Origin of the sequence: Anoxybacillus suryakundensis (genome assembly GCF_001418025.1) — a bacterium.
GTDB lineage: Bacteria > Bacillota > Bacilli > Bacillales > Anoxybacillaceae > Anoxybacillus > Anoxybacillus tengchongensis.
Genome location: NZ_LIOK01000006.1, coordinates 70800 through 83747, shown reverse-complemented (window position 1 = coordinate 83747; position 12948 = coordinate 70800). Strand labels below are relative to the sequence as shown.

The window sequence follows — 12948 nt, the reverse complement described above, 5'->3', positions numbered from 1 at the left end:
CCTTTTGTTTTCCTTATACATTTAAAATATGTAAATTGAAAACGCTTATACACGACAGGTGAAGAAAATGAAATCTGTATATGATGTACAACAATTATTAAAAAAATACGGAACGATTATTTATGTCGGTGATCGCCTTGCAGATTTAGAATTAATGGAAGACGAACTGAAAGAATTATTTCAAGCGCAGCTTGTCGACGTAAAAGATTATCAAATGGCGCTTCTTATTTTACGTCATGAAGCACAAATCGAACGAGAAAAAAGAGAAAAGGGATGAAGGAACAATGGAACAATGGTTAGTTGGTGTAGATTTAGGTGGAACGACAGTCAAATTAGCGTTTGTAAATATGTATGGGGAAATCATTTGTAAATGGGAAATTCCAACAGACAAATCGGAACAAGGGAAACATATTACAACACATATTGCCAAAGCCATTGATGAGAAGTTGCGCGAATTAGATGAATCAAAAGAACGACTTATCGGTATTGGAATTGGTGCCCCTGGACCTGTTAATATGGCGACAGGGGACATTTATGAAGCGGTAAATTTAGGGTGGAAAAACTACCCTTTAAAAGATCGATTAGAAATGGAAACAAGGCTTCCTGTTGTTGTTGATAACGACGCGAACATTGCAGCGATCGGAGAAATGTGGAAAGGAGCAGGCGATGGTGCGAAAAATTTAATTCTTGTTACGCTTGGTACAGGTGTTGGTGGCGGTGTGATCGTAAATGGTCAAATCGTTCATGGAACGAACGGTGCCGGTGGCGAAATTGGTCATATCACGTCCATTCCAGAAGGAGGGGCATCTTGTAACTGTGGCAAAACAGGGTGTTTAGAGACGATTGCTTCAGCGACAGGTATCGCTCGTATTGCAGCAGAACGTTTACAACAAATGAACGAACCGAGTTGTTTACAAGATGTTTTGAAAAAGTCCGGAACCGTCACCGCGAAAGATGTATTTGATGCCGCGAAAGAAAATGATACGTTAGCGCTACAAATTGTTGATGAAGTGACTTTTCATCTTGGTTTAGCGCTCGCTAATTTAGCAAACGGTTTAAATCCAGAGAAAATCGTCATCGGTGGCGGGGTATCAAAAGCAGGGGACATGTTAGCGCAAGCGGTTGCTCGTCATTTTAAACGTTTTGCGTTCCCGCGTGTCGCTGAAGCTGCTGACATTGTCATCGCTACCTTGGGAAATGACGCTGGTGTAATCGGTGGAGCATGGTTAGTGAAAGAAAATATCGTATAAAGACAGACGAGGAGATCGTCTGTCTTTTTTGTCGAAAATTTGTCGGTAAAAAACGTCTTGCCTTTTTGTAAGAAAAGGTGTAAAACAGTCATATGTGGATGCGCGACTTGTCTATTATATCGTTTATAGTTTAAGATAACAGTTGCTTTTTTGTTAAGAAAGTATTAATATTGTCATTGGTTAAGATAAAAAAATGTAAAAAAACGGATGTACCTCGTACAGCATAGAATAAGCATCGGATGTGGATGGATTAAAGGAGGGAGACATATGAAAAATTACCGTTTCGTTTTTTTCACGGTATTACTTTTATGGATGAAGACATATTTAGTGTATAAAAATAGTTTTGATATAAAAATTGAGTCATGGAAGCAGGAGTTTATTTTGTTCATTAGTCCATTAAGCTTCCTGTTATTTATTTTTGGGCTCGCTTTATTTATGAGCGAGAAAAGACGTAATCGCTATATTGTCATTACAAGTTTTATTGTTTCTTTTGTTTTGTATGCGAACGTGATGTTTTATCGTTTTTTTAGTGACTTCATTACCATTCCTGTGTTGTTTCAAACGAACAACATGGGTGATTTAGGAAATAGCGTATTTGAGTTGATGAACGTTTCTGATATTTTCTTTTTCCTTGATGTTGTGTTGATTGCTTGGATGGCGTATAAAAAAGTATCTATGGCTCAATATGTGCCGGCGACAAAACGTTTTCGTCGCACGTATTTTCTTATGACAGTGGCCATTGCTTTATTTAACCTAGGGTTAGCGGAAACAGAGCGGCCAGAGCTGTTAACGCGCACGTTTGACCGTGAAATGTTAATTAAAAACTTAGGGATATACAACTATCATGTGTATGATATTATTTTGCAGTCACGTTCGAAAGCACAACGCGCATTAGCGGATAGTAGTGAATTAGCAGATATTCAAAACTACATTAACGCGAACGAAAAAGCACCGAACAAACAATTGTTTGGCATCGCAAAAGGGCGTAACGTTATTGTCGTTTCGATGGAGTCTTTACAAAGCTTTGTCATTAATAATACGGTGAACGGGCAAGAAATTACGCCGTTTTTAAACGACTTTATTAAACAAAGCTATTACTTTGATAACTTTTACCATCAAACAGGACAAGGAAAAACATCAGATGCGGAGTTCATCATTGAAAACTCGTTATATCCGCTTGGCCGTGGTGCAGTCTTTTTCACGCATGCGACAAACGAGTATAACGCCACGCCAGAAATATTGAAAAGCTATGGATACTATTCAGCCGTATTTCATGCAAATAATAAAAGTTTTTGGAATCGTGATGTGATGTACCAATCAATGAAATACGATCGTTTCTTCTCGATGACGGACTATACCATTACAGAGGAAAACTCAGTTGGCTGGGGTTTAAAAGACATTCCGTTTTTTGAGCAATCTGTGCAACATTTAAAAACGTTGCCACAGCCATTTTATACAAAATTTATTACATTGACGAACCACTTTCCATTTGAATTAGGCGAAGAAGATAAAATGGTTCCGGAGTATACGTCAAATAGTCGGACGTTAAATCGTTATTTCCCGACGGTTCGATATATGGATGAGGCGTTGAAAGTATTTATTGAGCAGTTGAAAAAAGAAGGATTGTATGACAACTCTATCATCATTCTGTATGGAGACCATTACGGTATTTCTGAAAACCATAATAAAGCGATGGCTCAATATTTAGGTAAGGATGAAATTACACCATTTGACCACGTTCAATTACAACGTGTTCCATTGATCATCCATATTCCGGGTGTGACCGATAAACATCCGAAAGTGATTTCAAAAGTGTCTGGACAAATTGATGTGAAACCAACATTGCTCCACTTGCTTGGTATTGATACACGCAATCAAATTCATTTTGGTGAAGATTTATTCTCAAAAGATAAACTTGACTTTGTCGTTCTTCGTGACGGTAGCTTCGTAACAAAAGACTACGTATACACAAAAAACGCATGTTACGATAAGAAAACAGGAACAGAAGTCGATGGATCTTACTGTGAGCCATATATGGAAAAGGCGCGCCAAGAGCTTGATTACTCTGACAAAATTGTATATGGAGACTTGTTGCGCTTCTACAATAAACAACAGGAAAATAAACAATAGCTAGCTCTGACGACAGGGCTAGCTTTTTTTATGCAAAGGGCTCGTGAAAGCCCCTGACGGAGAATATACATACGGACAAATTCATCATTCATACAATGAAGTAAGGGAGGAGAGAGAAATGTACGACTTTTCGACATTGATGCATGATATTGATCAATTGCAACATCATTCGCTTGTTCGCATACATGAAATCGGAAGAAGTGTATTAAACAAACCGATTGTGGAATTACAAATTGGTGAAGGTGAAACATATGTGCATATGAATGCATCTTTCCACGCGAACGAATGGATTACTTCCGCAGTTGTGATGGCGCTTGTTCGTGACTATGTGCAAGCGTTACAGAACAAGCAGCATCTTCTTGGCTATGATGTACAACGATTATATGAAAAAACAACTTTATCCGTTGTTCCGATGGTAAATCCAGATGGAGTGGATCTTGTGTTACATGGAAAAAAAGCGGCACAACATTATGAAGATGAAGTGGTGCGCATAAATGGGGGAAGTGAAGATTTTTCACAATGGAAAGCGAATATTCGAGGGGTTGATTTAAACAATCAATTTCCTGTAAAGTGGGAAGTAGAGAAAGAAAGGAAAATTCCGAAAGCACCTGCACCGCGTGATTTTCCTGGTTTTTTTTCGCTAACTGAACCAGAAGTGCAAGCGATGGTAGCATTGACAAAAGAACGGAATTTTTTTAAAGTGCTCGCATTTCATACGCAAGGAAAAGAAATTTATTGGGGATATGAACAATGTGAACCACCTGAAGCGGAAGAAGAAGTAAATGAGTTTGCAACATGGAGTGGTTATGTACCTGTTCGATATATTGACAGTCACGCTGGATATCGTGATTGGTTTATTTTCAATTGGAAGCGATGTGGGTATACGATTGAACTTGGTGAAGGGGTAAATCCGCTCCCTTTTTCGCAATTTCCTTCTATTTATAACGAAAGTATCGGCATTTTTGTTACTGCCCTTGCTCGTACGTAAAAAGACGCCAATACGTTGGCGTCTTTTTAATGGGCAACTGGATATCCGTGATGAATAACAGTCATAATTGTAAACCAACCGAATACAGCAATTGTTCCTATGCCGAACAATACGCCGAGGAAATTTTTTTCGCGCAACGAACGGACTACGCCGTAAGCTGCAAGCAACGTGACTAACGTAAAGATCACAACTAAAATAATCCCTGTTGGCATAACTTCCCCTCCTTATGTATACCGATTCTTCCTTTTCCATTGTAATCGTTTTTGTTACGTTTGTCGAGGTGCAAAACGTATGTTGTTCGTGTACAATAAAGATAGAATATATGTGGAAAGCGAGGAAATGTGATGAGGTGGGAACGAATTCCTTTAGGACCGTTGCAAACAAACGCGTATGTGCTTGTCGATGAAAATGGGACATGTTTAATTTTTGATCCGGGTAGTGAAGGGGAAAAGCTTATTCAGCATATTGAAGCAAACAGTTGGACGCCACTAGCTGTTTTGCTTACACATGCTCATTTTGACCATATTGGGGCAGTTGATGACGTAAGAAATCGTTGGTCTATTCCTCTGTATGTGCATAAAAAAGAACAACATTGGCTAACTGATCCAATGAAAAACGGATCTTTATTATTCATGGGGGAAGCGATTACTACAAACGATGCTGACGTGTTGTTTGAAGGAGAGGACATGTTGACGATTGGTCCTTTTTCTATTCAAGTGCTTGAAACACCAGGGCATTCGCCGGGCAGTGTGTCATACTATATCGAAGACGCCCAAGTAATCGTATCAGGGGATGTGCTATTTTCAGGAAGTATAGGTCGTACGGATTTACCTGGGGGAAGTTACGAACAATTGCTACAAAGTATACATCGCAAACTTCTCGTTCTTCCTGAAGAAACAGTTGTTTTATGTGGGCATGGTTTTGAAACAACGATAGGAGCAGAGATGGACACGAATCCATTTTTAAACGGGTTTTAAGCAAAAAAATTCCCTTCTCTATACAGAGAAGGGGGTTTGGGGGATGTTTTATTTCCTATAATGGGAGGGGATATAGTTAAGCTACTAAATTAACAATATAACAAATTTAACACTATGTCAATAGTGAAAAAGGGTGCGAATAAAAAAATGTTAGAAAAAATGAGAAATAGACGTTTATCGTATGCACAATATATAGAATTGGCATTGTATGATGAACAGTATGGCTATTATATGAGACGAAAAGAAAAAATTGGACGAGAAGGAGATTTTATTACAACGAGCAACGTAGGACATATCGTTGGGCATGTATTCGCGGATGTGTTTATTCGTTTCATAGAAACATATGATGTTCCGCCGCTTATATGTGAAATCGGCGGAGGGACAGGTCGATTTGCTTATGCTGTTTTAGAACAATGGAAACGTCAATCGCCACAAACGTTTTCACAAGGACAATATATAATTGTTGAAACAAGTCCATATCATCGAGAAAAACAAGCGGAAATACTCGCTCCGTTTATGGATCACGTACGTATCATCTCTAGTTTTACTGAACTTTCTTCTCCTTTTTCTGGTATTGTATGTAGTAACGAATTATTTGATGCGTTTCCTGTTCATGTCATTGAGAAAAGAAACGGTCAAATATATGAATGTTTCGTTGTAGTAGAAGACGATCAGCTTGTTGAACAACGTCATGTACTTGAAAACGAGGAGATCGTTCACTATTTAGAAGAGCGAGACATTCAGCTCGTTGATGGTCAACGATTTGAAATTCCGTTAGCGATGAAAAAATTTATCTTTCAGCTTGATCAAGCGCTTGAGCAGGCGATTATTTTTACGGTCGACTATGGATATACAGATGAAGAATGGAAACATCCGGAACGAAAACAAGGCAGCTTGCGTGGTTATTATCGTCATCAGTTTATTGATAATCCGCTTCGTTATCCAGGGGAGATGGATATCACTACCCATATTCAATGGGATGCGTTACGGTTTTACGGAGAACAAGCAGGGTGGACATTTACTCATTTATGGCGCCAAGATGAATTTTTATTGCAAGCGGGCATCTTGAATCATTTGATCGCTCATCATGATCCGAATCCGTTTTCCGAGCAACATCGACACAATCGTGCCATTCGTTCGCTAGTGATGAGTGATATCGGCAGAGCGTTTCAAGTGATGGTGCAACAAAAGAATATGAATATTCCTATTTTTACATAAAAAAGCGATGAGGTATGCTCATCGCTTTTCTTATTCGCCCATGCCAGGAACCATCATAAATGTTGTCCAGTACGTAAATCCGGCAAAAAAGACCGTTAAGTACGCACCGAAAATGTAAATGTACATTCTTTCTGTTAATTTTAAGTAGCTTAACAAAAGAAAGAATCCTGTTTGGCCGAGGAACAATAATGACGTTGTATGCATATGGCCAAGATAGAACATGACAGCAAAAATCCCTGTCCAAAATGACAAGACGCGGAACATACGATCCATACGTATCCCTCCTTTTCTGACCGTTTCCCTTACTTATTATAATGTAATCGAAATGGTTGTGTAAACGTTCTATTTTTTAAGAATGGCTTGATACGTGCACGAATTACATCCTGATGGCATAATTTCTTCTGTCACAAGTTCAGCGTTTGTAAATAACACTTCTAGCATTCCTTTTAAAAAGGCGTTATGCATATAGCAAACCGAGTCTGGATGCGTAAAAGCAAGTTCTTTAAACGGGCAGTTGAAAATTTCAAAATAAATTTTCCCTTGATTTTCACTGTAATGGAATGTCGGATAAAATCCAGCGGCTTCGGCTGCTTTTTGTAAAATGTTCATTTTTTCTTCCACGCTTAACTGCTCAAGTGCTTGCATCGATTGCACGTGCTGTTGTACAAGTTCTTGTCCGAATAGCTTTCCTGTTTCATACAACGCTTGTTTCCCTGCGTCTCCAAGTTTCATCATCGCTTGGATAGCGATTTTTGATAACAGTTGGTAATCGCGAAATGGAAAATGAAGTTGGATGACATCATCGGACAGGCGGTATAGTCGGCTCGGTCTTCCACCTTTTCCTGTTTTTTTTGTTTCGGATACAAGCATATTTACATCTTCTAACTTCGTTAAATGAAGACGAGCAACGTTCGGATGAATATGAAAAGCATCAGCGATTTCTTGAACGGTTACTTCTTGATGTTTTCGAGCGATATACTGATAAATGTCGTAACGAGTCGGATCGGCAAGGACGCTTGTAATTTTTAATACTTGATCCATTATGTCTCACTCCTATAGATTCATTCATTTACATTATAATACATGTATTTTCACAATGGAAATGCATATATACAACTTTATTCCTATCTTTTTGCAACGTTCACAAAGTTTTAAAACAAATTACTGTACAAATGTTAAACAAAAGTTATACAATATGTGTAACAAGGATGGAGAAAGGAGTGTGTTGTTATGCTTACTGTATACATGTATCCAAGTTGTACATCGTGTCGAAAAACAAAAAAGTGGTTATGTACAAACAATATTGAATTTCATGAGCGTCATTTATTTCGTGAAACACCGACATATGAAGAATTATTGCACTTATTATCGTTAACGACGGAAGGGATCGATGAAATTTTAGCGACACGCAGTCAGTCATTTAAGCAACTTGGTGAAAATGTGGAGGACTGGCCTTTATCAAAAGTTGTTGAGCTGCTTGTGAAAGAACCTCGTCTCCTTCGCCGTCCAATCGTCACTGACGGCAAACGGCTCGTTGTCGGCTATAATCCGTCAGCGTTAAAAAACATGGCAAAAAAATATCGTCGTGTTTGTGTCTCGTAACGTTCACCCTATGGGTGAATATTTTTTTTGAATTTTTTTACGAAAGAAGAAGGAGTTTGCCGAAAAATGTTGAATAATGAAGGCGAAAAATAAAGAAAGGAGGATAGCATTGCAAACAATCGAGCAGTTGGCGGATCGACTAATTGAAGATGCTTACATTCTTCAAGCTTCTGACATTCATATCGTTCCGCGTAAGCAAGATGCGCTTGTTCAATTTCGATTAGGAGGGATGCTCGTTACAAAAAATGTGTTATCAAAACAAACGTGCGAACGTTTGCTTGCACACTTTAAGTTTCTGGCTGATATGGACATTGGTGAACGTCGCCGCCCACAAAGTGGAGCGATGGAAATGAACATTGCCCACGCAACTGTCCATCTTCGTTTGTCAACATTGCCTACCATTTATGACGAAAGTTTAGTCATTCGCTTGCTTCCGTTACATTCATTTCTTCCGCTCAAACAACTCGCGCTATTTCCTTCAACAGTAAAAAAGTTGCTCGCGTTATTAAATTATTCCCATGGGCTTATTATTTTCACGGGACCAACAGGATCTGGGAAAACGACGACGCTATACAGTTTGTTAAACGTATGTCGCCATCATTTTCAACGAAATGTCATTACATTAGAAGATCCGGTTGAAAAGCGAGCGGAAGATGTGTTGCAAGTACAAGTTAATGAAAAAGCTGGGATTACGTATGCTGCAGGGTTAAAAGCAATTTTGCGCCACGATCCAGATGTGATTATGGTAGGGGAAATTCGAGATGCCGAAACTGCACGAATAGCTGTACGTGCAGCGCTTACGGGACATCTTGTACTGACAACGATGCATACGAAAGATGCTGTTGGAGCCATTTATCGTCTTCTTGAGTTTGGTGTACCATTTCAAGAAATGGCGCAAACGTTAGTTGCTGTCACAGCCCAACGTCTTGTGCAACTGAAATGTCCGTTCTGTGCGGGAGAATGCTCATCTTTTTGCCGACAGTACCGACCTGTTCGGCGAGCTGGTGTTTATGAATTACTATACGGAAGTGAACTGGCGCAAGCGATACGAGCAGCAAAAGGAGAGCAAGCGACATACGTGTACACTCGGCTAAAAGATGTTATTAAAAAAGGGATTGCGCTCGGTTTTTTACATGAGAGTGTCATCGAAAGTTGGTTGTTAGATGAAGCGACGTTGTAATTGGTCGTTACAAGAGCAAAGTTTGTTTTTCATTCAATTAGGGAAATTGCTTAGTAAAGGGTATTCGCTTGCCCAAGCCATTGAGTTTTTACAAATTCAACAATCTGCAGCAAAACAAAAAGATTTAGATGATTGTATGCATGCATTGCGAGCTGGTGTGCCCATTCATGAAGTTTTTTCACGCATGCAATTTCATTCTCATCTTTTAGGATATGTGTTTTTTGCTGAACAACACGGTCAACTTGCTCACGGATTTATTGAGGCCGGGGAGATCGGACAAATGAGAGCACGTTACGTCGAGCAAGTGAAGCGTATGTTACGCTACCCGTTGTTTCTTTTTAGTTTTTGTATGGCAATGTTTTTCATATTTCAGCAAGTGTTAGCTCCGCAGTTTTCCCATCTCCTTTCTTCGTTTCATGCTCGCTCTGCTTTTTCTACCTTCATTTTTTCTGTTGCTGTATGGCTTCCTCGTATATTTTCTATTGTGTTCACGATGCTCATTTTGTTCGGATTGTTTTACTTTTTTTTCATTCGTTCATGGCCTATTTATAAAAAAATGAATATGTTCATGAAAATTCCAATCGTGCGCTCATGGATCGTTTCCTTCCATACACAAGTATTTTCGTTGCAATTAAGTCATTTGTTAAAAGGAGGGTTATCTATTTATGAGGCGCTGCAAATTTTTGAACACCAATCCCACCTTCCGCTACTGAAAGAGGAAGCGAAAATCATGAAACAGCAGTTATGTGCAGGCGAAAAGTTGGATGAAATCGTTCAGCAACGGAAGTATTACGAACAAGAACTACCTTTCGTCATTCGTCACGGTCAGTCTAATGGAGAATTAGTTCAAGAATTATTTCATTACAGCCAGTTTTCATTGCAAAAACTTGAAAACCGTCTAAAAAAAATTGTATATATCATTCAACCACTGTTGCTTAGTTTTATTGGCATTTTCGTTGTTCTTATGTATATGGCTATGCTGTGGCCTATTTTTCAATTGTTAAATCACATATGATGGGGGATGCATATGCGAAATGAGAAAGGATTTACATTAATCGAGATGTTAATTGTGTTAATGGTGATCACGATTTTAATTTTAATTACAATCCCAAATGTGACAAAACATAACAGCATGATTAACAATAAAGGATGTTCAGCATTTATCAAAATGGTTCAGTCTCAGGTGAAAGCATATGAAATGGAGCATGGAACGATCCCGACTGTACAACAGTTAGTAGATGGAAAATATATTGAAAGCAATCGTTGTCCGAACGGAAAAACGATTGTCATTACGAATGAAGGGAACGTTTTAGAGAGTGAATGAACGAGGATTTACGCTCGTAGAAATGTTAATCGTTCTTTTTATTGTGACAACCATTACGATTTTTACCGTTCCACCACTTCAACAAGTGTTAGCTGAACGACAACTACAATATTTTTTAGAACAGTTTAGTAACGATATGTTATATGCGCAACAATACGCCATCAGTCGGAAAAAGACGGTAGCTATTATGTTTTATTTTGATACGTGTCGCTATCAAGTAAGAGAAGGAGGAACGTTTGGAAAGGAACTGATCGCTCGTTCCTTTCCATCTCCTTTCCAGTTTCAAATGGCTACACTATCTCCACCGTTGTTTTATTATCCAAATGGTAATATCAACAAGGCCGGAACGTTGCTTATCGCATACGGTGGGAAAAAATATAAAATAGTTTTTCAATTAGGGAAAGGGAGATTGTATGTCCAAAAATTGTAATGGTTTTACATTTTTTGAACTGCTCTTTTCACTTAGTTTATGGAGTGGTTTAATCGCCGTCATCGTTGCTCATTGGACGGTGATTTTAATAGAAAGAGAAAACAAAAAAGTAGAAACGATCGCCAATCAAATTTTATATGAGGCAATGATGAACGAGCGCGTTGAAAACGAAACGGTCATTGTACGAGGTGCACATACATTTTCATTATTTATACGTTCAAATAAGCGATGTGTTCGCTGGGAAGATAGGTTGAAACGAACAAAAGAAAGATGTGAGACATTGTTGCAATGATGCAAAAAGAAAAAGGATTTACGTTAGTTGAAGTACTCATGTCGCTTACTGTTTTCTTTATCATTTTATTTTTATTGACCACATCGTTCCATTTAGCTTCGAATTATACTGTAAAGCATGGAAACTTTCACTATTTTGAATGGCTTGTTTTTATTCAACAAGCAAAAATTGAGCTAAGGGAATCGAAGGACGTTCGTATATACGGAACGACGATTCAATTCGATAAATGGACAGGTGAGCGTGTGACGTACGAAAAATATGGAACGATCATTCGGCGGCGTGTGAATGCTACCGGTCATGAAATCATGCTTCAATCTATTCAACGAGTATCGTATGAACAAGAACAAACAGGCATTCGTATTCGTGTATTAACGGATAAAGGAGAATTATATGAAGCGTTTATCCCATTTTTTCGTTAACATAAAAAATGAACAGGGTGTTATTTTTCCGTTCACCATTATGTGTGCATTATTGATTAGTGCTCTTTTTCTTCATTCTGTTACATTGTACGATGCAGAAATACAGTTTTTTGAAGAAGAAAAGAAATGGTATGAAGCGGATTATTTAATGAAACATACGCTCATTTATGTGAAACAAGCGCTTGTCAACGCACCAGAAAACGTGTCATCATTAAGCCAAACAATTTTATTTGTTCATGGACAAGCAGCGTATCACGCAACACGAATCGGATCTACGATGTGGTCTGTAACCGTATCATGTGTAACGAGTAGACAATTTCGTTATGACGTTCAATTTCAGTATCATTCCTTAACGAACAGCATATCGGCATGGAAAGAACTGTACTAGAGAGGAGAGAGAACATGAAAGCGATTTACTTAACAGGGTTTATGGGAGCAGGAAAGACGACGGTTGGAAAACGGTTAGGAGAAGTGTTGCAGCTACCTGTGATAGATACAGATGCATACATTGAACAACAAGTCGGAAAAACGATTGCGGCGATTTTTGCAGAAGAGGGGGAAGAGGCGTTTCGTGCGTATGAGCGGGAAGTATTAAAGAAGCTTCCAACGGAACATGTCGTCATCACAACAGGCGGCGGAATTGTGATTCAAGAAGAAAATCGTCAATTTATGCGCAAGCATGGGATCGTCATTTACTTGCATTGCGAGTTACATGAATTGCTTCAGCGGTTAGGTGATGATGCGACCAGACCGCTATTGATGGAAAATAAACAAAAGAAAATGAAACAGCTATTTGAACAAAGGCTTCCGTGGTATCATGAAGCGCATATAACAATTGACACAACAAATCGCACGGTAGATGACATTGTAGAAAACATTGTCCTCATGCTTAAATCGTCTCGTATTTGACGATACTAGTATCGAGGTGATGAACGATGGCAGGAAACGACTATGTGAAATTTATGACCGAACAAGTCGTAAAATATTTAGATCAACCGAAAGACGAACGGAAAAAACAAAGGCAACAAAAGAAGGAGTTTAAAAAACAACAAAAGCAACCGTTTTTATACCGTTGGTTCGGCGTCATTCCGTATGCTATTATCCTTTTATTTAAGCGAAAATAAGGCTTGTGTTAGCC

19 protein-coding genes are annotated in these 12948 nt (G+C 38.7%); 16 read left to right on the top strand and 3 right to left on the bottom strand.

Annotation, left to right across the window (positions count from 1 at the left end; translation table 11 throughout):
* Nucleotides 1-67 precede the first annotated feature (67 nt).
* The 4 genes from ASC42_RS05905 (at nt 68) to ASC42_RS05890 (ending at nt 4368) form a co-directional block, all read left to right on the top strand.
* Complete coding sequence (locus ASC42_RS05905; protein ID WP_055440968.1) at nt 68-277, top strand: YqgQ family protein; 210 nt, start codon at nt 68-70, stop codon at nt 275-277.
* 7 nt (nt 278-284) lie between these two features.
* Nucleotides 285-1250, top strand: coding sequence for an ROK family glucokinase (locus ASC42_RS05900; RefSeq protein ID WP_055440967.1), 966 nt, complete (start codon nt 285-287; stop codon nt 1248-1250).
* A gap of 267 nt (nt 1251-1517) precedes the next feature.
* Nucleotides 1518-3380, top strand: coding sequence for an LTA synthase family protein (locus tag ASC42_RS05895; RefSeq protein WP_055440966.1), 1863 nt, complete (start codon nt 1518-1520; stop codon nt 3378-3380).
* Between the two features lie 118 nt (nt 3381-3498).
* Nucleotides 3499-4368 (top strand): M14 family metallopeptidase, encoded by an 870-nt coding sequence (locus ASC42_RS05890; RefSeq protein ID WP_055440965.1) that lies wholly within the window; start codon nt 3499-3501, stop codon nt 4366-4368.
* 26 nt (nt 4369-4394) lie between these two features.
* Here ASC42_RS05890 and ASC42_RS05885 read toward each other — a convergent pair whose 3' ends face one another.
* Nucleotides 4395-4580, bottom strand: coding sequence for a DUF2759 domain-containing protein (locus tag ASC42_RS05885; protein WP_032100047.1), 186 nt, complete (start codon nt 4578-4580; stop codon nt 4395-4397).
* A 132-nt stretch (nt 4581-4712) separates the two neighbouring features.
* Between ASC42_RS05885 and ASC42_RS05880 the strand changes: the two genes are divergently transcribed.
* Together ASC42_RS05880 and ASC42_RS05875 are read left to right on the top strand one after the other, a co-directional pair.
* A complete protein-coding gene (locus ASC42_RS05880) occupies nt 4713-5345 on the top strand; it encodes an MBL fold metallo-hydrolase (RefSeq protein ID WP_055440964.1) in 633 nt (210 codons plus the stop codon).
* Between the two features lie 114 nt (nt 5346-5459).
* Entirely contained in the window at nt 5460-6563 is a 1104-nt protein-coding gene (locus ASC42_RS05875; RefSeq protein WP_055440963.1) for a class I SAM-dependent methyltransferase, read from the top strand.
* A gap of 30 nt (nt 6564-6593) precedes the next feature.
* Here ASC42_RS05875 and ASC42_RS05870 read toward each other — a convergent pair whose 3' ends face one another.
* Nucleotides 6594-6836: a DUF2626 domain-containing protein gene (locus tag ASC42_RS05870; protein ID WP_004889537.1), complete on the bottom strand. Its 243-nt coding sequence runs from the start codon at nt 6834-6836 to the stop codon at nt 6594-6596.
* Nucleotides 6837-6905: 69 nt separating this feature from the next.
* Nucleotides 6906-7604 (bottom strand): helix-turn-helix transcriptional regulator, encoded by a 699-nt coding sequence (locus ASC42_RS05865; RefSeq protein WP_055440962.1) that lies wholly within the window; start codon nt 7602-7604, stop codon nt 6906-6908.
* A 189-nt stretch (nt 7605-7793) separates the two neighbouring features.
* On the opposite strand from ASC42_RS05865, the gene ASC42_RS05860 reads away from it, so the two are divergent.
* The 10 genes from ASC42_RS05860 to ASC42_RS05815 all read left to right on the top strand — a co-directional run bounded on the left by ASC42_RS05860 (nt 7794) and on the right by ASC42_RS05815 (nt 12934).
* Nucleotides 7794-8165, top strand: coding sequence for a Spx/MgsR family RNA polymerase-binding regulatory protein (locus ASC42_RS05860; protein WP_055440961.1), 372 nt, complete (start codon nt 7794-7796; stop codon nt 8163-8165).
* A gap of 109 nt (nt 8166-8274) precedes the next feature.
* Nucleotides 8275-9345 (top strand): competence type IV pilus ATPase ComGA, encoded by a 1071-nt coding sequence (gene comGA, locus ASC42_RS05855; RefSeq protein WP_082435697.1) that lies wholly within the window; start codon nt 8275-8277, stop codon nt 9343-9345.
* Nucleotides 9329-10360: a competence type IV pilus assembly protein ComGB gene (comGB, locus tag ASC42_RS05850; RefSeq protein WP_055440959.1), complete on the top strand. Its 1032-nt coding sequence runs from the start codon at nt 9329-9331 to the stop codon at nt 10358-10360. The genes comGA and comGB overlap by 17 nt, the downstream gene beginning before the upstream one ends.
* A 6-nt stretch (nt 10361-10366) precedes the next feature.
* Nucleotides 10367-10669 (top strand): competence type IV pilus major pilin ComGC, encoded by a 303-nt coding sequence (gene comGC, locus ASC42_RS05845; protein WP_167338095.1) that lies wholly within the window; start codon nt 10367-10369, stop codon nt 10667-10669.
* Nucleotides 10662-11099 carry a competence type IV pilus minor pilin ComGD gene (gene comGD, locus ASC42_RS05840; protein WP_032100040.1) on the top strand — a complete coding sequence of 146 codons (438 nt, stop codon included), beginning with the start codon at nt 10662-10664 and terminating at the stop codon, nt 11097-11099. Before comGC ends, comGD begins: the two co-directional genes overlap by 8 nt.
* On the top strand, nt 11083-11391 hold the full coding sequence (gene comGE / locus ASC42_RS05835; protein ID WP_055440958.1) for a competence type IV pilus minor pilin ComGE: 309 nt from the start codon (nt 11083-11085) through the stop codon (nt 11389-11391). The genes comGD and comGE overlap by 17 nt, the downstream gene beginning before the upstream one ends.
* Entirely contained in the window at nt 11388-11810 is a 423-nt protein-coding gene (gene comGF / locus ASC42_RS05830; protein WP_032100039.1) for a competence type IV pilus minor pilin ComGF, read from the top strand. The genes comGE and comGF overlap by 4 nt, the downstream gene beginning before the upstream one ends.
* Entirely contained in the window at nt 11782-12198 is a 417-nt protein-coding gene (comGG, locus tag ASC42_RS05825; protein ID WP_055440957.1) for a competence type IV pilus minor pilin ComGG, read from the top strand. The genes comGF and comGG overlap by 29 nt, the downstream gene beginning before the upstream one ends.
* A 14-nt stretch (nt 12199-12212) precedes the next feature.
* Entirely contained in the window at nt 12213-12719 is a 507-nt protein-coding gene (locus ASC42_RS05820; protein WP_055440956.1) for a shikimate kinase, read from the top strand.
* A gap of 26 nt (nt 12720-12745) precedes the next feature.
* The gene (locus ASC42_RS05815) at nt 12746-12934 is read left to right on the top strand and encodes a YqzE family protein (RefSeq protein WP_055440955.1); all 189 of its coding nucleotides are present in this window, start codon (nt 12746-12748) and stop codon (nt 12932-12934) included.
* Nucleotides 12935-12948 lie beyond the last annotated feature (14 nt).

Coding starts and splice junctions, on each gene's coding strand:
- ASC42_RS05885 (WP_032100047.1), bottom strand. CDS start 4,580: ATGCCAACAGGGATTATTTTAGTTGTGATCTTTACGTTAGTCACGTTG.
- comGC (WP_167338095.1), top strand. CDS start 10,367: ATGCATATGCGAAATGAGAAAGGATTTACATTAATCGAGATGTTAATT.
- ASC42_RS05890 (WP_055440965.1), top strand. CDS start 3,499: ATGTACGACTTTTCGACATTGATGCATGATATTGATCAATTGCAACAT.
- comGE (WP_055440958.1), top strand. CDS start 11,083: ATGTCCAAAAATTGTAATGGTTTTACATTTTTTGAACTGCTCTTTTCA.
- comGF (WP_032100039.1), top strand. CDS start 11,388: ATGATGCAAAAAGAAAAAGGATTTACGTTAGTTGAAGTACTCATGTCG.
- ASC42_RS05865 (WP_055440962.1), bottom strand. CDS start 7,604: ATGGATCAAGTATTAAAAATTACAAGCGTCCTTGCCGATCCGACTCGT.
- comGB (WP_055440959.1), top strand. CDS start 9,329: ATGAAGCGACGTTGTAATTGGTCGTTACAAGAGCAAAGTTTGTTTTTC.
- ASC42_RS05875 (WP_055440963.1), top strand. CDS start 5,460: ATGTCAATAGTGAAAAAGGGTGCGAATAAAAAAATGTTAGAAAAAATG.
- ASC42_RS05895 (WP_055440966.1), top strand. CDS start 1,518: ATGAAAAATTACCGTTTCGTTTTTTTCACGGTATTACTTTTATGGATG.
- ASC42_RS05860 (WP_055440961.1), top strand. CDS start 7,794: ATGCTTACTGTATACATGTATCCAAGTTGTACATCGTGTCGAAAAACA.
- comGG (WP_055440957.1), top strand. CDS start 11,782: ATGAAGCGTTTATCCCATTTTTTCGTTAACATAAAAAATGAACAGGGT.
- ASC42_RS05880 (WP_055440964.1), top strand. CDS start 4,713: ATGAGGTGGGAACGAATTCCTTTAGGACCGTTGCAAACAAACGCGTAT.
- ASC42_RS05900 (WP_055440967.1), top strand. CDS start 285: ATGGAACAATGGTTAGTTGGTGTAGATTTAGGTGGAACGACAGTCAAA.
- ASC42_RS05820 (WP_055440956.1), top strand. CDS start 12,213: ATGAAAGCGATTTACTTAACAGGGTTTATGGGAGCAGGAAAGACGACG.
- ASC42_RS05905 (WP_055440968.1), top strand. CDS start 68: ATGAAATCTGTATATGATGTACAACAATTATTAAAAAAATACGGAACG.
- ASC42_RS05870 (WP_004889537.1), bottom strand. CDS start 6,836: ATGGATCGTATGTTCCGCGTCTTGTCATTTTGGACAGGGATTTTTGCT.
- ASC42_RS05815 (WP_055440955.1), top strand. CDS start 12,746: ATGGCAGGAAACGACTATGTGAAATTTATGACCGAACAAGTCGTAAAA.